This is a genomic window from Stutzerimonas urumqiensis (assembly GCF_003640395.1).
GTDB classification, from domain to species: Bacteria; Pseudomonadota; Gammaproteobacteria; order Pseudomonadales; family Pseudomonadaceae; genus Stutzerimonas; species Stutzerimonas urumqiensis.
In genome coordinates this window covers 93,338-110,177 of the sequence record NZ_RBZQ01000001.1, presented here as the reverse complement: position 1 = coordinate 110,177, position 16,840 = coordinate 93,338, and the positions used below count along the sequence as shown (strand labels likewise).

At 65.8% G+C, this 16,840-nt stretch carries 18 protein-coding genes; 7 read left to right on the top strand and 11 right to left on the bottom strand.

What is annotated here, in order from left to right; genetic code table 11:
- From D7325_RS00560 to ttcA, 4 genes are all read right to left on the bottom strand, one after another.
- Positions 1-528: a C40 family peptidase gene (locus D7325_RS00560; protein WP_120993066.1), complete on the bottom strand. Its 528-nt coding sequence runs from the start codon at positions 526-528 to the stop codon at positions 1-3.
- An 88-nt stretch (positions 529-616) separates the two neighbouring features.
- Complete coding sequence (locus tag D7325_RS00555) at positions 617-1,240, bottom strand: C40 family peptidase (protein WP_120993065.1); 624 nt, start codon at positions 1,238-1,240, stop codon at positions 617-619.
- 136 nt (positions 1,241-1,376) lie between these two features.
- Positions 1,377-2,048: a DNA-3-methyladenine glycosylase I gene (locus D7325_RS00550; RefSeq protein ID WP_120993064.1), complete on the bottom strand. Its 672-nt coding sequence runs from the start codon at positions 2,046-2,048 to the stop codon at positions 1,377-1,379.
- Between the two features lie 94 nt (positions 2,049-2,142).
- On the bottom strand, positions 2,143-2,967 hold the full coding sequence (gene ttcA / locus D7325_RS00545; protein ID WP_120993063.1) for a tRNA 2-thiocytidine(32) synthetase TtcA: 825 nt from the start codon (positions 2,965-2,967) through the stop codon (positions 2,143-2,145).
- Positions 2,968-3,055: 88 nt separating this feature from the next.
- Here ttcA and D7325_RS00540 point away from each other — a divergent pair, with 88 nt between their 5' ends.
- The 4 genes from D7325_RS00540 to D7325_RS00525 all read left to right on the top strand — a co-directional run bounded on the left by D7325_RS00540 (position 3,056) and on the right by D7325_RS00525 (position 5,880).
- Positions 3,056-3,727 carry a DNA-J related domain-containing protein gene (locus D7325_RS00540; RefSeq protein WP_120993062.1) on the top strand — a complete coding sequence of 224 codons (672 nt, stop codon included), beginning with the start codon at positions 3,056-3,058 and terminating at the stop codon, positions 3,725-3,727.
- Between the two features lie 118 nt (positions 3,728-3,845).
- On the top strand, positions 3,846-4,445 hold the full coding sequence (locus tag D7325_RS00535) for a Yip1 family protein (protein ID WP_120993061.1): 600 nt from the start codon (positions 3,846-3,848) through the stop codon (positions 4,443-4,445).
- A gap of 184 nt (positions 4,446-4,629) precedes the next feature.
- A complete protein-coding gene (locus D7325_RS00530; RefSeq protein ID WP_120993060.1) occupies positions 4,630-5,313 on the top strand; it encodes a Yip1 family protein in 684 nt (227 codons plus the stop codon).
- 72 nt (positions 5,314-5,385) lie between these two features.
- Positions 5,386-5,880, top strand: a complete 495-nt coding sequence (locus tag D7325_RS00525; RefSeq protein WP_120993059.1) for a SprT family zinc-dependent metalloprotease — start codon at positions 5,386-5,388, stop codon at positions 5,878-5,880.
- Here D7325_RS00525 and D7325_RS00520 read toward each other — a convergent pair whose 3' ends face one another.
- Positions 5,881-7,068: an MFS transporter gene (locus tag D7325_RS00520; protein ID WP_120993058.1), complete on the bottom strand. Its 1,188-nt coding sequence runs from the start codon at positions 7,066-7,068 to the stop codon at positions 5,881-5,883.
- Between the two features lie 170 nt (positions 7,069-7,238).
- On the opposite strand from D7325_RS00520, the gene D7325_RS00515 reads away from it, so the two are divergent.
- The 3 genes from D7325_RS00515 to D7325_RS00505 all read left to right on the top strand — a co-directional run bounded on the left by D7325_RS00515 (position 7,239) and on the right by D7325_RS00505 (position 9,099).
- Positions 7,239-8,150 (top strand): dienelactone hydrolase family protein, encoded by a 912-nt coding sequence (locus D7325_RS00515; RefSeq protein ID WP_120993057.1) that lies wholly within the window; start codon positions 7,239-7,241, stop codon positions 8,148-8,150.
- A 110-nt stretch (positions 8,151-8,260) separates the two neighbouring features.
- Positions 8,261-8,698: a hypothetical protein gene (locus tag D7325_RS00510; RefSeq protein ID WP_120993056.1), complete on the top strand. Its 438-nt coding sequence runs from the start codon at positions 8,261-8,263 to the stop codon at positions 8,696-8,698.
- Positions 8,695-9,099, top strand: coding sequence for an META domain-containing protein (locus D7325_RS00505; protein ID WP_120993055.1), 405 nt, complete (start codon positions 8,695-8,697; stop codon positions 9,097-9,099). The genes D7325_RS00510 and D7325_RS00505 overlap by 4 nt, the downstream gene beginning before the upstream one ends.
- A gap of 480 nt (positions 9,100-9,579) precedes the next feature.
- Here D7325_RS00505 and D7325_RS00500 read toward each other — a convergent pair whose 3' ends face one another.
- From D7325_RS00500 to D7325_RS00475, 6 genes are all read right to left on the bottom strand, one after another.
- Positions 9,580-13,947: a DUF6701 domain-containing protein gene (locus D7325_RS00500; RefSeq protein ID WP_120993054.1), complete on the bottom strand. Its 4,368-nt coding sequence runs from the start codon at positions 13,945-13,947 to the stop codon at positions 9,580-9,582.
- The gene (locus D7325_RS00495; RefSeq protein ID WP_245961983.1) at positions 13,947-14,318 is read right to left on the bottom strand and encodes a hypothetical protein; all 372 of its coding nucleotides are present in this window, start codon (positions 14,316-14,318) and stop codon (positions 13,947-13,949) included. Before D7325_RS00495 ends, D7325_RS00500 begins: the two co-directional genes overlap by 1 nt.
- 46 nt (positions 14,319-14,364) lie before the next feature.
- On the bottom strand, positions 14,365-15,246 hold the full coding sequence (locus tag D7325_RS00490) for a PilW family protein (RefSeq protein WP_245961982.1): 882 nt from the start codon (positions 15,244-15,246) through the stop codon (positions 14,365-14,367).
- A complete protein-coding gene (locus tag D7325_RS00485; RefSeq protein WP_245961981.1) occupies positions 15,243-15,737 on the bottom strand; it encodes a type II secretion system protein in 495 nt (164 codons plus the stop codon). Before D7325_RS00485 ends, D7325_RS00490 begins: the two co-directional genes overlap by 4 nt.
- An 88-nt stretch (positions 15,738-15,825) precedes the next feature.
- Positions 15,826-16,275 carry a type II secretion system protein gene (locus D7325_RS00480; protein ID WP_120993051.1) on the bottom strand — a complete coding sequence of 150 codons (450 nt, stop codon included), beginning with the start codon at positions 16,273-16,275 and terminating at the stop codon, positions 15,826-15,828.
- Between the two features lie 105 nt (positions 16,276-16,380).
- Positions 16,381-16,827, bottom strand: a complete 447-nt coding sequence (locus D7325_RS00475; protein WP_120993050.1) for a pilin — start codon at positions 16,825-16,827, stop codon at positions 16,381-16,383.
- Between the last annotated feature and the right edge of the window lie 13 nt (positions 16,828-16,840).

Here is a 16,840-nt window from a genome sequence, read left to right as displayed (position 1 = left end):
TCAAGGGTTGCGGGCGATGGCCCCATCGCCCAGCACCCGCTTGGCAGCCAGGTAGCTCTTCTGCCAATAGCGGCTGGACAAGTGATCGAGCCGCACCGTGCCGCCCGATGAGGGCGCATGCACGAAGCGGCCTTCCCCGACGTAGATGCCGGCATGGCTCACCCGACGCCCGCCGCTGGTCGCGAAGAACACCAGATCGCCCGATCGAAGCTCGTCGACCTCGACGCGCTCGGTCGGCATGCGCAGCAACTCACCGGTCGTACGCGGCAGCGCGATGCCCGCAGCGTTACGGTAGACGTAGCCGATCAGGCCGCTGCAATCGAACCCCGATTCCGGCGTGTTGCCACCGTAACGGTACGGCGTGCCAACCAGCCCGAGCGCACTGAACAATACGTCTTCGGCTGCACGCGGAAAGGGGCCGGACGGAGCAACGACTTTTGGCGCGACGGAAGGAGCAGGCGGCTGGCCGGCACAGGCGGCGAGCAATGCGACAAGCGTGACGAGGACTAGGCGGGCCGTAAGGGGCATGGCAGAGCGGTCTCCTTGAGAAGGTGTCACTCTGCCGGCATGGTCGGCCGATGGCAACGGTCGAACGGGATGGCGTCCGACCGCCGGCTCAGTTCGCGGGGCTCAGCGCCTCGGGGCTGACCTGGGCCAAGACGCGCTTGGCCTCCATGAAACTGCTGCGCCAGTAGCGATCGTGCAGGCTGTCGACCCGCACGCCACCACTGCGGCTGCTGGAGGAATGGATGAACTGGTCGTTGCCGATGTAGATGCCCGCATGGCTGACCCGCCCGCGGCCCCGGTTGTTGAAGAACAGCACATCGCCCGGTTCGAGTTCGTCCATCGACACCAGCGGTGCGTCGACCTTGATCATCTCGCGGGTCGAGCGCGGCAATTCGATGCCGGCTTCCTTGCGAAACAGGAAGCCGACGAAACCGCTGCAATCGAAACCGGTCTTGGCCGAACGGCCACCATAGCGATACGGCGTGCCGACCAGTTGGTAACCCAGTTCGATGATGCTGTCGGCCAGCGGCGGAAGCGCATATGCCTCCGCGTCCGTCAGCGCGGCGAGCGATTCTTCGCTGGGCTCTTCGGGCGAGGCCGCCGCCGGGGTCGGCTGCTCGATCACCGGCGGCGTCGTGGCGACTGTGTCGTCGATCGGCTGCGGGCCGGTGGCGCAGGCGGCAAGCAGGATGGAAAGTGCGAGAGGCACGAGAGGTGCTAAGCGTGGGCGCATGGGCACGGCCGTGTCGGTTGGAAAGGATGGCCGGGACTATGCCGGCTATCGCACCGATCGGCAAATTCAATCGTCTGGAATGTGACTCAAGACCCGCGACAAATCGTCAGGCCGCCCGCTGGTCGGGCCGGCCTCATCAATGGTTGACGGTGTACGCCAACATCATCGACAGCTGGCAGAACGGCCGGCCGCTTTGCCCGTGCCATTCGTTGAAGGCGGCCTGCACGGTCGCCTGGTCCCGCTGGGATGACGGGACGCGATCGACGATGCCCTGCGCCGCGAGCGCCGCCACGACGTCGTTGGACGGCACGAAGGTGTCCTTGCCCAGCATGCGCAGGTAGCGCGGCGCCGAAAGCCCGCCGAGCTGGCAGCCATGCTTGGTGAGGTAGCGCCACAGCCCGACGATATCGGTGGCGGGCCAGTCGGCGACGAGGTTCCCGAACGCACCGCGCTCATGGGCGACATCGAGGATGAACTGCGCATTGCGCGGCACGCTCTTGAGCTTGCCCAGGTGACGGATCAGGCGAGCGTCCTGCATCAGGCGCTCGATGTGTTCGCCGCCCATCAGCACGACCTTCTGCGGATCGAAGCCGAAGAAGGCCTGCTCGAAGGCCGGCCACTTGGCGTCGACCAGGCTGTGCTTGAGCCCGGCGCGAAAAATGCGCAGCGACATGACCGACAGGTATCGATCATCCCCCAGCGCCTTCAGCTCGACCGCCTCGCGCGGCTGCGGCAGGCGCGCTTCCAGCGCCTCGGCCGAGCCGAAGCGATTGAGGCAGTACTCGTGGATCCAGCGGTAGTCTTTCATGGTCATCCGGGCCGAAGCGGAGAACTGATAAGCGGGAAGCAGGAGGCGCGGGCAGAAGCCGGCAGCCCTCCTCCGAGCTTCCGCTCGCGGCTGCTTAAACGCTCATTACCTCGACGAAACGCGGCGTGGCCGCCTCGTCGATGCGCAGGCTGGCGAAGTCGAACAGGTTGCGGTCGGCCAGCTGCGACGGCACGACGTTCTGCAAGGCACGGAACATGATCTCGGTGCGGCCCGGCGACTTGCGCTCCCATTCCTGGAGCATTTCCTTGACCACCTGGCGCTGGAGGTTCTCCTGCGAGCCACACAGGTTGCACGGAATGATCGGGAACTCCTTCAGCTTCGCGTACGCCTCGATGTCCGTTTCGTTGCAATAGGCCAGCGGGCGGATGACCACGTTGCGCCCGTCGTCGGACAGCAGCTTGGGCGGCATGGCTTTTAATGTGCCGCCATAGAACATATTGAGGAAAAAGGTCTCCAAGATATCGTCGCGGTGATGGCCGAGCGCCATTTTGGTGGCGCCGATCTCGTCGGCGAAGGTGTAGAGCGTGCCACGGCGCAGGCGTGAGCAGAGCGAGCAGGTCGTCTTGCCCTCGGGGATCTTTTCCTTGACCACCGAGTAGGTGTCCTTCTCGATGATGTGATAGTCGACGCCGATCGATTGCAGGTACGTGGGCAGCACATGCTCGGGAAAGCCGGGCTGTTTCTGGTCCATGTTGACGGCGACGATCTCGAAGGAGATGGGCGCGACCTTGCGCAGGTACAGCAGGACATCGAGCAGGGTGTAGCTGTCCTTGCCGCCGGACAGGCAGACCATCACCTTGTCGCCGTCCTCGATCATGTTGAAGTCGGCGACGGCTTCGCCGACGAGGCGCCGCAGACGTTTTTGCAGCTTGTTCTGGTTGACCGAGAGGTTAGCCATGATGCGCGAGACCCGGAGCAGGACGAAAAGCCCGGCATTTTACGCGCAAAGCCTCATCCACCCCACCCCGTCAGTCGTTGAGGGCCAGATGGAACTGTATGAACGCCAGCGCGCTGGCAACCTTGTCGCAAATCGCCCGGTCGGCGCGGTCGCGCTGTCCGACGATCTTGCCGACCAAACCCTGGAAGTCCTCACGGCGCACCCGGACGGCATCAGCGAGTACCAGCTCATCCAGACGCTCAAGGCCCAGGGGTGCGAGCACCTTTCGCCCGCCCCGCTGACCGACAAGCTGGTGCTGTTTCGGACGCACTTCAAGATCTTCAACGCGCTGTACCGGCTGCGCGACCGCTTGCGTGACGAGCGCCGGCACGAGCTGCTGATCAACCCGCTGTGCATCCTGCTGCAACCCTACGCGCCGAGCGATGAGTCGGGCATCAGCCGGCAGGACCCGCTGCGCGAGTACTACCTCGACCTGACCCAGCTCGAGGAAACCACCGAGCAGGACGTGGAAAACCTGCTCACCAACTTCTGGCTGCGCAACGAAGGCGGTTCCGAGAAGCGCGAGGCACTGGCGCTGCTCGGGCTGGACGATCCGGGGCTGCCGCTGACGATGCCCCTGATCAAGCACCGCTATCGCCAACTGGTGGCCGAGCATCACCCGGACCGGGGCGGCAGTACCGAGCGGCTCCAGGCGATCAATCAGGCGATGGAAATACTGCAACGCTATTACGGACAGACCGATAGCGCCAAAACGCTCTAACCCAGGCGAAGCGCGGGCTCCAGCCACTCCCTATACTGCGGCATAAGGTCGCACCAATGCTGACGGGCGACAGCCGTGCCCGCAGCCTGGCGGCCTCCACCACAGAGGAGACGCTGGCATGATCCATCACGTTTGGGGGCTGTTCGCTCATCCGGGCCAGGAGTGGAACGAAATCCGTGGCGAAGAAGAAACCGTCAGCCACATGTACCTCACCCACGTTCTGCTGCTGGCTGCCATTCCGGCGATCTCGGCCTACATTGGCACCACGCAGCTGGGCTGGAGCATCGGCGGCGGCACACCGGTCAAACTCACCGAAGGCAGCGCGGCGCAGCTGACCTTCATGTCCTACCTCGCGATGCTCGCCGGGGTCGCCGTGATGGGCGGCTTCATCCACTGGATGGCGAGGACCTACGACGCCAACCCCACCCTCACCCAATGCATCGTCTTTGCCGCATACACCGCGACGCCGCTGTTCATCGGTGGCCTGGCGGCGCTCTATCCGCACCTGTGGCTGGGGATGATCGTCGGCACCGCGGCGGTCTGCTGCACGACCTACCTGCTCTACGTGGGCCTGCCGACCTTCATGAACATCCCCTCGGACGAGGGCTTCCTGTTCTCCAGCTCGGTCCTGGCGGTCGGCCTGGTGGTGCTGGTCGCGATCATCGCCCTCTCGGTCATCATGTGGGGCATGGGCATGGGGCCGGTGTACGTGCGCTAGCCACTCACCTGCGGATCGCCACCTCGAACGGCGGACGGCCTGACCCCGTCCGCCGCTTTCGTTTCGTACCCGCATGTCCGGATCGCCGCACCGCGAAGGAATCCCTGCCGCACCCGCGCGTCTAAATCGCAGGTAGCCGCTCTAGATCAGGGCGGCCACACATACCGGCCATTGGGAGACGCGCATGAGCTCGACCTTGATTACCTTCTTCACCCGGCCAGACCGTGCCTGGGAAGGCGTTCGTCGCCAGGAAGACGACAACAGCCGCCACTACCTCGCCCACCTGCTGCTGCTCGCGCTGATTCCCTGCGTCTGCCTGTTCATCGGCACCACCATGACCGGCTGGAGCCTGGTCGAGGAGGAGCGCGTGCGGCTCGACATCGGCGGCGCCGTGCAACTGTGCGTGATGCTCTACATCGCCATCATCGGCGGGACCTTCCTGCAAGGCTTCTTCGTCCGCTGGATGTCGCGCTCCTTCGAGGTGCGCCCCTCGTTCAACGAGTGCGTGGGCTTCGTCGCCTACACCATCACGCCGTTCTTCATCGCCGGTATCGCCGGGCTGTATCCCGATCGCTGGCTGGCCGTCGCGGTCCTGCTGGCGGCAGGCGTCTATTCGACCTACCTGCTGTTCATCGGCCTGCCGGCCTTCATGCGCCAGCGCAGCTCGCAGAGCTTCCTGTTCGCGGCATCGATCTGGGGGGTCGCCTTGCTGACGCTGGTGACCACATTGGTCTTCATGATCCTGATCTGGCGGCTGGCGCTCGAACCGCGATACGAGCGCACCGTCATCCAGGACCAGGCCTACGGCACCGAGCAGACCCGTCCGCAGCAGACGCCCGGCGGGCTGGATTCCGAAAACCCCGAGTGATCGCTTCGTCGGGCATCGTGGGCGCCCTGCGGCCGGCTTGGCATAATGCCGGCCGGCCCAGATGGAGTCCCCATGCCCGAACAGCTTCACGCCCGCGTCGAGACCTGCTACCAGCAGGCCGAGGCCTTCTTCCAGCGTCGCTTCACCCGTCCCGAGGTCAGCCTGCGATTGCGCGGCCAGAAGGCCGGGGTCGCCCACCTGCACGACAACCTGCTGCGGTTCAACGCGCAGCTCTACGCCGAGAACCGTGAGCACTTCCTGCGCCAGACCGTCCCGCACGAAGTCGCGCACCTGGTCGCCCACCAGATGTTCGGCGGCGGCATCCGTCCGCATGGCGAGGAATGGCAGGCGATCATGCGCGGCGTCTACGGCTTGCCGCCGAGCCGCTGCCATAGCTATGCGATCGCGCCGCGCCGCAGCACGCGGTACCTCTACCGCTGCGACTGCGAGGACCAGGCGTTCCCCTTCACCGCTCAGCGTCATGCGTTGGTAGCGCGCGGACGACGCTATTTCTGCCGACGCTGCCGGGCCACGCTCGTCTATACCGGCCAGCAGCGCGTCGAGTGATCAGCCCGGCAGCCGGCGGGCCGCCACGCCGGCAATAACCAGCAGCCCCGCCAGTACCGCCACCAGCGGCCACCAGCCGGCATGCTCCCACACATAGCCGCCGACATACCCCACCAGGCTCGACCCCAGGTAATACGCGCACAGATAAAGCGCCGAGGCCTGCGCCTTGGCGCCCTGAGCGTAATGGCCGACCTGCCCGCTCGCCACCGCATGGGCCGCGAAGAACCCCAGGGTGAAGACGCCCAGCCCCAGCGTGATGCTGGCCAGCCAGGCCGTGGCGCAAAGCGCGATGCCCGCCAGCATCAACCCCACCCCGCCAAGCAGCACGCGCCGTGCGCCAAAGCGCGGCACCAGCCTGCCGGCCCAGCCGGCGCTGAAAATACCGGCCAGATAGACCATGAACAGCGATCCGATCACCGTCGACGACAGGCCGAACGGCTCGCCGGCCAGCCGGAAACCGATGTAGTTGAACAGCGCCACGAAGCTGCCCATCAGCAGGAAACCGAGCAGGAACAACACCCGCAGCCGGGGATTGCCGAGGTGCGTCGCGAAATTGCCCAGCACCCCGCCGAACGACAACCGCTGCGCACGGAAATGCCGTGACGGCGGCAGCAGCCAGACGAACAGGACCAGCGCCAGCAACCCCAGCGAGGCCACGCCGCCCAGGGCCAGCGGCCAGCCGCCCAGATCCCCCAGCAGGCCGGCCAGCAGGCGACCGAGCAACCCGCCCAGCGCCGTGCCACCGATGTACAACCCCATCGCCGCCGGCAGCGACTCGGGGTCGAACTCCTCGCCCACATAGGCCATCGCCAGCGCCGGCAACCCGCTCAGGGCCAGGCCCAACAGCGCCCGCAGGACGAGCAGCGGCTCCCAGCTGTCGACCGCCGCGCACGCCAATCCGAGCAGGCTGGCGACACCCAGCGCGGCGGCCATCACGGGCTTGCGTCCCCAGCTTTCCGCCAACGCGCCGGAAACCAGCAGGCACAGCGCCAGGCTCAAGGTCGTGAAGGAGAGCGCCAGCGCGCTGGTCGCCGCCGAGACCGAGAAATGCGCCGCCAGCAGCGGCAGCAGCGGTTGCACGCAATACAGCAACGCGAAGGTCGCGAACCCCGCGCAGAACAGCGCGAACGTCGCCCGGCGGTATTCCGCCGTGCCGCGCCTGATGTGAACCCGCCCGGATGTCGCCATGCCCACACTGCACCCGTCTGTAAAAAGCCGCGCAGGCTAGCAGCGCCGGGCCTTTCGGCCAACCGCCGCCATCCGCGCAACCCTCTTTGAGCCGTCTTGCGGAACCCCGGCGTCGCCGTCGATCTAAGCTTGGCCAATTGCCCCGTTACCTGCGCCCCAGGAGAGCCTCGATGCGCCCCGCCCTGTTCACCCTGTTGATGACCCTTGCCGCGTCGGCCAGTGCCGAAATCCAGACGCGGGAGATTCCCTATACCGCGCCGGACGGCACGCGCCTGGTCGGCTACTACGCCTACGACGACGCCCTGCCGGCCAAACGACCCGGGATCGTCGTCGTCCACGAATGGTGGGGCCTGAACGATTACGCCAAGCGCCGTGCCCGCGACCTGGCCGAGCTGGGCTACAGCGCCCTGGCGATCGACATGTACGGCGAAGGCAAGCACACCGACCATCCCAAGGACGCCAAGGCCTTCATGCAGGCCGCGCTGGCCGATGCCGACACCGCCCGCGCGCGGTTCACCGCCGGCCTCGACCTGCTCCAGGCGCAACCGCAGACCGACGCCAGCCTGGTCGGCGCCATCGGCTACTGCTTCGGCGGCAAGGTGGTGCTGGACATGGCGCGACAGGGCGTTCCACTGCTGGGCGTGGTGAGCTTTCATGGCGCATTGGCGACCGACACACGGGCCGTTCCCGGCAGCGTCGCGGCGCGCGTGCTGGTCGAGCATGGCGCCGCCGACAGCATGGTCAGCGCCGAAGACGCCGGCAACCTCACCGCCGAAATGGTGGCCGCCAGGGCCGACTATCGGTTCGTCAGCCATCCCGGCGCCAAGCACGGCTTCACCAACCCCGGCGCCGATGCCTTCCAGGCCAAGGGCGTGGACGTCGCCTACGACGCACGCGCCGATCAGCGCTCCTGGGAAGACATGACCCGTTTCTTCGAGGAAACCTTCGCCCGCCAGCAGATCCCCGCCGCGCCAGCCCCGCCACCGGCCAGGACACCCGCACCGACCGAGGCCCCTCCCACCGCGCCGACGCCCGGGCCGATCCCCGCCGAAGTACCGCCCGCCGGCGAGCCGGTCATCTGACAACGCCCCTGGCGACCGTCGGGTTCCGCCTGACGGTCGCCCCGAGCCGAAGCCGGACAAGAGGGCCGTGCTAGCATTGCGCCCTCCTCGCATACCGACTCCGCCAGGCCATGACCGTCCACGATTACCGCTACTCGCTCCTCGATCCGACCCACACCCTCACCGAATGCCGCGCGCTGACACCCGGCCGCTACCAGGTCACCGGAAACGGCGGCTCGATTCGTGTCGGCGATCGTCTGCTGGTCACCCTCAAAGGCAGCCGCGAGCTGTCGCAGACGCTGACGGTGGACAAGGTTCGGCACCTGATCAATCCGCCAGGGCAATGGGTAGCCGTGTGCAGCGGCCCGGTGTTCCGCGAGCTGGAAATCCTCAAGTGGCAGGTCGATTGCGACGGCTGCGACGCCCGGTTGGACTTCGAATTCGCCGTCGATGGCGCGCTGGGCCCGAACGCCCGCACGCCCGCCGCCGAGGCCCGAATCGCCGAGCTCGGCTGGGTGAACCGCAGCGGCGCGCATCTGTGCCCCACGTGCCAGGGAGGCCGCCTGTGAACAAGCCACTCGTTGCATTGCTGACGGCGCTATCGCTGGGCGGCTGCGCCGTCGAACCGACCACCCTGCAGGAAGAAACCACCTACTTCGCCGAGTGGGTCGGCGAGGAGCCGGTCGTCGGGCGCAACCGGTTGTCGCTCGTCCTCGGGACCGAAGGCCGCGCCTACGGCAATGCCGGCTGCAACCACTGGTTCGCGACCTACTCGCTGGACGGCACGCAGATCGACTTCAGCGACGTCGGCAGCACCCGCATGGCATGCGACCCGCTGATCATGAAGCAGGAAAACGACTTCCTGGACACCCTGTCCCGCGTCGAACGCTGGGACATTTCCAACACCGACCAGTTGCGTCTCTGGCCCGCCGAAGGCGCACCGCTACGCCTCTGGCCTGCCCAGGAGTAGTGCTCCGCATCGGCGCAGCCCCCGCGCCGATGCGCTGTCGCAGGGCAATGCTCCAACCCCTCGCCTCGCCCGATCCGGCGCCAGCAGGCGCTCACGCCACCGCCGGTGCCCCTGGCACGCGAACTGCAACGACCTGACCAGGCACCGTTTCGGGGGCGTTGGTACAGGCAGGCCGGCGATCCCCTCTTTTACAGCCAGGCGAAAGAGCCGCTCGTGAACACCCAAGGGTGGGCCGAATTTGATCCGCAGGTGGCAGACAGGAAGGTGGCAGGCGGTGGGCTGAAGCCCACCCTACCCCGTGCACCATTGAGCGCAGCTCTGGAACCCGCTTGCCGGCGATCGCTTCGGGCATCAAAAACCGACTCGGAGATACCCATTTCCTCTCACAGGGGCAATGGCCATTGCGTCGAACGGTTGGCCGAACCTCGCCTGTAGGGTGGGCTTCAGCCCACCAAGGGCGGCGACGAGCACCGACCAATCTCAGCGGTAGACCTCGCGGCGGAAGATCAGCGGCGGCGAGCCCTGGTAGACGCCGAAGGTCGCGACACCGCTGGGCGGCTGCGGCGTCGCGGCACCGTCCCACCGGTATTTCAGCCATTCCGGTACGTCCGGGAAGCTCAAGCGAACCGAGCCATCGTTGCCCCGTCCCGGTGCGCTGAGCGTCGCCAACGCAGCGCCTTGGGCGAAGTTGCCAACACTCGCCGCCGTTTCGCCGCTGGCGAGATTGCCGCTGAAGCCGTCAAGCACTGGATCCTTCACCACGCCAGCCGTGGTGCAGCTATCAGCCGCTTCGGCGAGAAACAGCGGACTGGCCGAGCCGGACGGCTGGCGCCATGTCTGGACCCGGACCGGCAATGCCAGCGCTTGCAACTCCGAGCCATGCGCGTTGCCAATGGCGAGCCGGCCCAGCCGAACCTCGGTACCCGGTGCTTCGGTGAAGTCGTAGCTGAACGCCTGGCAGCCAGCGGTGCCATAGCAGGCGCCGTCGGCATCGGTCAGGCTGGCCGCACTGAACGTCTGGCGATTCTTCGCGGTAATAGGCAAATCATCGGGGCCGGGCACGGCTGCCTGGGTATAGGTCAGCGTCTGCCCGACCCACCGGAAGGCACGGATACCGTCTCCGATCGTGGCGTTATCCGTCACGGTAGTCGCCGTTCCGGTAGTAACCAGACGTTCATTCAGGCCAGCCCGATCGGTGATCGAGCTATAGGCACCGGCCGAGGGTGCCGCCAAGCGCCAGAACTCGCCGATGTCATAGTTTTTGGTCGGTGCGCCCTGGCGATTCTTGCCGGTGACCGTGAGCGTGGGCGGGTTGTCAGCAGCGAAGGCGATCGGCTGTCCCTGGTAGCTGTATTCCATACCGCAACTTGGCGTGAGGCTCGCGCTGCCCGTCACTTCCAGGTAAGCGGGCGTGATACGGCCGATACGCCGGCTAGTGCCACCGTTGATGGCCTCGCCCATATATAACGGAGGCGCAGCCGTCACGGTGAAGATGCCAACTTCAGAAAATTTCGGCTGAATCGCTGTGGACTCACCTTTCTGGTGGGCGTAGTCGGCGATGCCGAGCGTTCCATCCACCCCATTCGTGGGCGCCGTGCGCTGATGCTTCAACGCAATCTTTTCGAGCTCAAAGTTCGGCGTGGTGAGGTTGGCGTTGCATAGATTGTCCGCTGTAAGCAACTCCGAATCGCTTTCCCAGCCGACCGCTCGGATACGCAGCGGCAACACGTCCCCGGCACGAATGATGCTCGGCCCACTCTTATAGGGCCCGCAACCGGCCACCGTATCCGCCGTGCAAGCAGCTTCGGAGGCTGCGTCGGCCTCGATGCACAACCCATAGGGTTTGCTGAGGAATTGGTCTGTACCTGTCATGACCAGTCCTTTTTCGTAACCGGACGTCGGGGCATACCGTGCGTTGAGCTGCATAACCCCGGCATCCCGATATTCCACGGTCAGGGTGGCGACGGCCTGGTCATTGAAGGCCAGTTGGAGCGATTTAGGCGTGGCGGTCACCTCGGTGCCGTTCACCCGCACCGACCGGGTACCGTTATCAGGATCGATGTATTTGGAGCTGAATTCGATGGAGCGGGTGCCGCCCCCGAAACCCGCTACACATCGCTGCGGTTCGGCCTTGTCGGCCTCCACGGCACGGAAGGCCACCTCGACCGGTTTGTCGGCAATGACCGTCGGCACATCGAACAGAAAGCCGCTCGTGACCCCCGTCAGCTTGCAGCCGGCAGTCGAACAGGTCGTGGTCCCGAACGACAGCGCAGGCGGCGTGGAGCCGCCGACGCCGATGGTCGCCTCGCCAACCTGAGTCACCTGTACCTTCGCCGTACCGATGCCGCCGCTGAAGGTCACTTGGTTGTCCTTGGCATGCCACACGGCCGTGTCCGACGTGAGCGTAACGGTTACCGCGTCCGTGTAGAGCTTGGAGCAATCGGCGTTCAGGCAGGCCTTGATGGTCACGTCCTGCGGGTTGCAGGTCAGCGAAGACGGGGCATAGCTCAGGTCGAAGTGATGGATCTGCTGGCCGATCGGTTCGATCTGGGTGGCGCAGACCTGGAGATTGTCGATGTCGTGATAGTTGGTGGACGCGCCGGTCGAGCCGGTGAACGACAGGTAGAAGCGACTCGGCATCGCCTTCTGCTCGTTCCCGGTCGCCAGCACGTTGTAGCGGTTCAGGTTGGGCAGCACTTCGAAGCCGGAACCGGTATTGCGCTCGACCGTTACGAGCGCCTGTCCCGATTGGCGCGCATCGATGGTGAGGCGGTAGCGATGTCCAGGTGAAGGGTCTCTATTGCGGGCATCGTCGAGCCCCGGACTAAGCGATCGCTCTGTTCCCGTGAGGTAACGGTAGCCATCCAATCCACTTCCCGAGCCCCGGATGCTGACCGAATCCGGCGTTTGCCTTGTCGGACTGCCCCCTACACGCCCCTCCGACATATTGGAGAAATTACCGAACTCGTCGAGTGCGATCCCCAGCCAGCCGCCCGCAAACCCACTGATTCTGTTGCTGTTGTCATTCAACTGCGCATATCCCAGGGAGCCGCCAAAACCGCCCGGCTGTGGTGTCTGCGTCGCGTCGGACAGGATCACGGCAATGCCGTCTGCCCCGCTGCCGTTGTAAGCGAAGTAGTCGAACTCGACCTGGATGAAGTTTCCCTGTGCCGGCAAGAGCCGCTGCAAGGCGGTCGCGGTGGCGACATTGGTCTGGTTGCTTGTCAGACGCAAACGGCCATTCTGGACGTAGGGGGTGAAGGGCGTCTTGCCCCGGCTGGATACCACCCAGTCATTGCTAAGCGATGAGCCGAAGTCATCGCCAAAACACTGAAGCCGGCGACCGCAGGCGTGCCGCTCTGCGACCAGCGCCGATATCTCACTGGCGCTGAGTGCGCCGTCGTAGATGCGCAGCTCATCGAGCTCACCATCAAAATGGCGGCCGGCAATCTGGTCCCAGCCGAGCTGCAACGGGTCGGTGTTCGCCCGCGGCGTGCCGCTGAAGGTCGCACTCCCCGCCTGCACCCCGTTGATGTAGATGCGCTGGTCCCCCGGCGCGTAGCGAACCAGCACATGGCTCCACTGGCCGACCGTCAGCGCCTTGCTGCTGTTGAACTGCACGGTCGCCTCCGGCCCGGTGGTCTGCCACCACCAGTTCACCGTCCCGTTGGGGTTGAGGTGGAATTCGTAGTTTTCGTCCTTCGACAGGATGCTCATCAGACCGCTGGACGGCAGGCTGCGCGGCTTGACCCACAGGCCGATGGTGAAGCTGTCACGCAGCGTCAGCAGGTCATCGTGGGCCGCCTGCACATACTGGCTGGAGCCGGTGCGGAAGCTGCCGTAACCGCAGGTGCCCTGCGAGTCCACCGCCGGCAACGCCGGGCTCGTCGCGGCCGTGGTGGCGCCATTGATGGCGCGCCCGACCAGCTCGTTGCCTGATGCGTCCTTGACCTCGCCGGCCGCACCGCTCCAGCTTGCTTCGTCCAGCAACCAGCTCAGCCGCAGCTCGGCTGGCTTGGCGCAGCTGCCGGTCGGGGCGACGTACTGGACGGTCGCATTCGAGGCCAACTCGATGTCGTCGGCCGTGATGGCGCCGTAGAGCCGCGAGGCATAGCCGGCGTAAACGTCCTGCTGGCTGTACACATAGCCGCTGAAGGTGGTTTCGGTCTCAAAGGTGACGTTGCCATAGCCGTAGAGAAACAGCTTGCCCGGCGACCCGGCACTCTCGAAGGCGGGCGAGTTGTACAAGGATCGGTAGCCAAGACTCGGCGCGTCGCGAACGAACAGACGCACCCGCCCGTTGCCGACCACCTGTATCTGCGATTCGCTCCCGGTGCTGAGCGCACCGATCCAGTAGTCGCCGGGCGACAGACGCAGAGTGGCTCGGTAGCCCACCTGCAACTGGGCAATGTAGAAGGTCTGAGCGCCGCTGTTGATGGTCAGCTGCGCCTCGCTCCCAACGGACACGGTCTGGTAGCGGTTGGTGCCGTTGCCGTTCAGCGTGCCCGTCTCGCGGTAGCCCACCGTGACATCCGCATTGCTGGAAATGCCTGGGAAGGTCCCGCCCGATTGCGAGGGACCATTGGCATTGATGCGTGAGCATTGAACCGTTGCGCAGGTCGGCACTCGCCAGGACCACCAGCTCGACGTGATGCTACCGGCGTGTAGCCGGGCATCCGGGCTGCCCTGCAGTTGGGCGTTATAGCCAAAGTCGATCTGCCCAAGGCTATGGCTCTGCAGGCCGTCCGGGAAATTGTCATTGCAGACGCCTACCGCGGCGCGCAAGCCGAGCGTGGGCCACAGCACCGCCAGGCAGACGAGCAGTACCTTGATCAGGGCCGGTTTCATCAGGGGGTCCTTTCGACGACGGCACTGAGCCGGCGGTAGGCGTAATCGGCGCGGGCACCGGGCTGGCCGTTCTGTGCCGTGGCAACCAGGCGATACAGCGTGAGGGCGCCACCCGCGGCGTCGGTGTAATCGTCACGGTCGCATTCCACCGTGAGCGCGAACTCGTCCAGGCCGGTACCGCTCAACGTCGGCGCCGCGCTGGGATCGCAGGCGTTGGCATTCAAGGCCTGCGCAATGCCCCACTCCAACCCAGCCCTGGCCGCCTGATAGGCGCGGGCCTGCTGGATCGACAGGCTGAGGGTGCCGTGCTGGTTGATGGACAGCCGGGACATCGCCAGGATCACCAACGTCACAACGATCATCAGAAACATGGCCGCCACAAGGCCGAAGCCTCGCGCGTGGCGTGCGCGGCGAAAGTCAGGGCGCATTATCGACGTGAACCTGTTGCAGGAGACCCAGCCGCTCGCCGTCCTGCTCGATGCCGAGCGTCAGGGTCAGCAGCCCGCCACGCTGCGTCGTGCCGGGTTGGTAGGCGAAGTTACACGCACTGACCGACCCGGCGAGCGGCTGCGGATTGGAACCCGCCGGCGGTTCGCTCGGCAGCGCGGGCAGGATGTCGGTGTAGCTGTAGCGCAGCAGCTGGCCGTTCTGGCAGCGGTAACCCACCACCCGCTCGGCCAGGTACAGCCGCCGCTGTGGCGAGGCGAACGCGAAGCGAAAGCCGCCCGTTGGCAGGTTGCCAAGGGCCAGGTGCGTTTCGCCAGCCGGCGGACTGGCCAGGCGGCTGATCGTGGTACCGGTCGGCGTGATCACGCCGGGATTGCCGCCCGCCCAGACATTCGCGCCGGCGACCGGGTTGCCGCCCGATTCCGCGCCGATGTTGTACATCACCAGCCAGCGCGCGCCGGCTGGGTCCAGATTGGGGTCTAGCACCTGGACGCTGTCGCAGCGGCCGCCGTCCGTGACGCTGCCGCACGTGTTGGCCGGCGTCGAGTCGAATCGCAGGCCATCGCTGTCGTTGCGATTGGGCCGATAGCGGGCCGCACTGTGGATGAGCAGCAGCTCCAGCGCCTGGCCATCCGCCGAGACGCGCAGCGAATTGGGCACAGCCAATCGCACGTCCCGCGCCATCCGGTTCAGCGCACCGGCGCCGAGGTCGACCAGTTCGGCGCGGCGACTCTGCGCCACGAAGCCTTCCATCGGTCGTGCGAACAAGACGCCGACCATCACCGCGACCACACCGGCCAGTGCGATGACCATGACCAGCTCGACCAGCGTGAAGCCACGCATCCGACTCATGGGCAGGTACTCGCGCCGCTGGCATCGGTTTCGCCATAGCAGGTCCGTAGGCCGCTGAGTGCCAGCGATTGGCCGGCCGGATCGGTCACCGTGACCTCGATCCGCAGCGCCTGCTGGCCGCTCAAGAGGGTGGGCCCACGCACGGCGACCTGCACCCGGTAGTTCGCGAGGTCGGCCAAGGGCGCGCCGAAGGCATTGCGGGGCGGCGAATCGGACAGGCCGTTGTAATCGCGAATATCGTTGAAGCAGGCCCGCGCCGGGCTGCACGCCGGCTGCGCAGTGGCCGTGAAGGCCTGAAGCTCAATCTCTTCAAGATAAGCCTCGGCAAGGGACAAACTCTGCTGGCGCAACAGGGGGTCGACCGAGCGACCGGCGATCGACGCCATCGCCGAGTACAGCGCCGCCGCGCAGAGCCCGACGATGACGAGGGTGATGATCAGCTCGACCAGGGTCATGCCCTGCTGATGGCGGCCGATGCGCAGCGCCGTCATGGGCAGCCCACCTGCTGGGTGCCGGCTGGGGGTGCGGCTTGATCGACGCCGCGGCGGCCGAGCGACGCGGCAACGGTGCCGCGCTGCCTCATGGCGACACCTCCACCAACCCGGTGCCGCCGTTCACCTGCATGGAAAAGGTACCGACCGTGGCGTTCGCCGCGGCCGAGGGGCGTCCGAGCGAGTCGAACACCACGGGGAAATTGGGCGCCGACACCGTGACCCCGGCGGGCACGGCGTTGGCGAAGGGAATCTGGCCATCCGGCCCCTGCACATCGGCGCTATAAGCGCCGGAAGTACAACTGGCCGCCCGGCGCAGGCGGTAGCCGCCGGCGTCGAGGCTGACCTGGGTCAGGCAGCCGCTGGCGAGCGCCAGCTTTTGCGCATAACGCACCGCGGACACCGTCTCTTCGAAAAACAGGCGTTCATCGAACACCCGCCGATCGAAAAACCGCGGCCCCACCACAGCGGCGAGGATGCCGATGATGACGAGGGTCATCACCAGCTCGACGAGGGTGAAGCCGCGTTGGATGGTCACCGGATGGCTCCTTGGACTACTGCCATTGCCAAGCGAACGTAGGGTGGGTGAAACCCGCCGGACAACCGTGTCGGGACCACCCCCCCTACGTGGCTCAAGCCAACATTAATTGCAGTTGGTCGAGGTGAGGGCCGTTGAAGTAACGGTCGGGGCCGTGTCGCCCGATGCCATTTTGTAGCTGAACGAGCACGCCGGCTTATTTTTAGCTTGCACGATAAGGGTGTCGGCAGTGTCCGTGTCGAAGGCGAAGTCACTCGTGCTCAACTGAGCGGCGGCACCAATACCCGCTGCGGTCGGAGCCGGGTACTTGTTCACCATGGTGATCTCGGTGCCTTCGAGCGTGATGTTCCCCGTCGAGCTTTTCGCTAGCGCATACGAGTGGGCGATTGAGGACGCCGACTTCACAGACCCAAGCGCGCCCTGCATGGCCGAAAGCCGCGCATCGCCGCTGAGGTCGGCGAACTTCGGCAACGCAAACGCCGCCAGAATCCCCAGAATCACGATGACCATGATCAGCTCGATCAGGGTGAAACCACTTTGCTGCTTTTTCATTTGCATTCTCCGG

Coding starts and splice junctions, on each gene's coding strand:
- D7325_RS00535 (WP_120993061.1), top strand. CDS start 3,846: ATGATCCATCACGTTTGGGGGCTGTTCGCTCATCCGGGCCAGGAGTGG.
- D7325_RS00560 (WP_120993066.1), bottom strand. CDS start 528: ATGCCCCTTACGGCCCGCCTAGTCCTCGTCACGCTTGTCGCATTGCTC.
- D7325_RS00540 (WP_120993062.1), top strand. CDS start 3,056: ATGGAACTGTATGAACGCCAGCGCGCTGGCAACCTTGTCGCAAATCGC.
- D7325_RS00495 (WP_245961983.1), bottom strand. CDS start 14,318: ATGTTTCTGATGATCGTTGTGACGTTGGTGATCCTGGCGATGTCCCGG.
- D7325_RS00515 (WP_120993057.1), top strand. CDS start 7,239: ATGCGCCCCGCCCTGTTCACCCTGTTGATGACCCTTGCCGCGTCGGCC.
- D7325_RS00555 (WP_120993065.1), bottom strand. CDS start 1,240: ATGCGCCCACGCTTAGCACCTCTCGTGCCTCTCGCACTTTCCATCCTG.
- D7325_RS00525 (WP_120993059.1), top strand. CDS start 5,386: ATGCCCGAACAGCTTCACGCCCGCGTCGAGACCTGCTACCAGCAGGCC.
- D7325_RS00475 (WP_120993050.1), bottom strand. CDS start 16,827: ATGAAAAAGCAGCAAAGTGGTTTCACCCTGATCGAGCTGATCATGGTC.
- D7325_RS00530 (WP_120993060.1), top strand. CDS start 4,630: ATGAGCTCGACCTTGATTACCTTCTTCACCCGGCCAGACCGTGCCTGG.
- D7325_RS00520 (WP_120993058.1), bottom strand. CDS start 7,068: ATGGCGACATCCGGGCGGGTTCACATCAGGCGCGGCACGGCGGAATAC.
- D7325_RS00550 (WP_120993064.1), bottom strand. CDS start 2,048: ATGAAAGACTACCGCTGGATCCACGAGTACTGCCTCAATCGCTTCGGC.
- D7325_RS00485 (WP_245961981.1), bottom strand. CDS start 15,737: ATGACGGCGCTGCGCATCGGCCGCCATCAGCAGGGCATGACCCTGGTC.
- ttcA (WP_120993063.1), bottom strand. CDS start 2,967: ATGGCTAACCTCTCGGTCAACCAGAACAAGCTGCAAAAACGTCTGCGG.
- D7325_RS00490 (WP_245961982.1), bottom strand. CDS start 15,246: ATGAGTCGGATGCGTGGCTTCACGCTGGTCGAGCTGGTCATGGTCATC.
- D7325_RS00500 (WP_120993054.1), bottom strand. CDS start 13,947: ATGAAACCGGCCCTGATCAAGGTACTGCTCGTCTGCCTGGCGGTGCTG.
- D7325_RS00510 (WP_120993056.1), top strand. CDS start 8,261: ATGACCGTCCACGATTACCGCTACTCGCTCCTCGATCCGACCCACACC.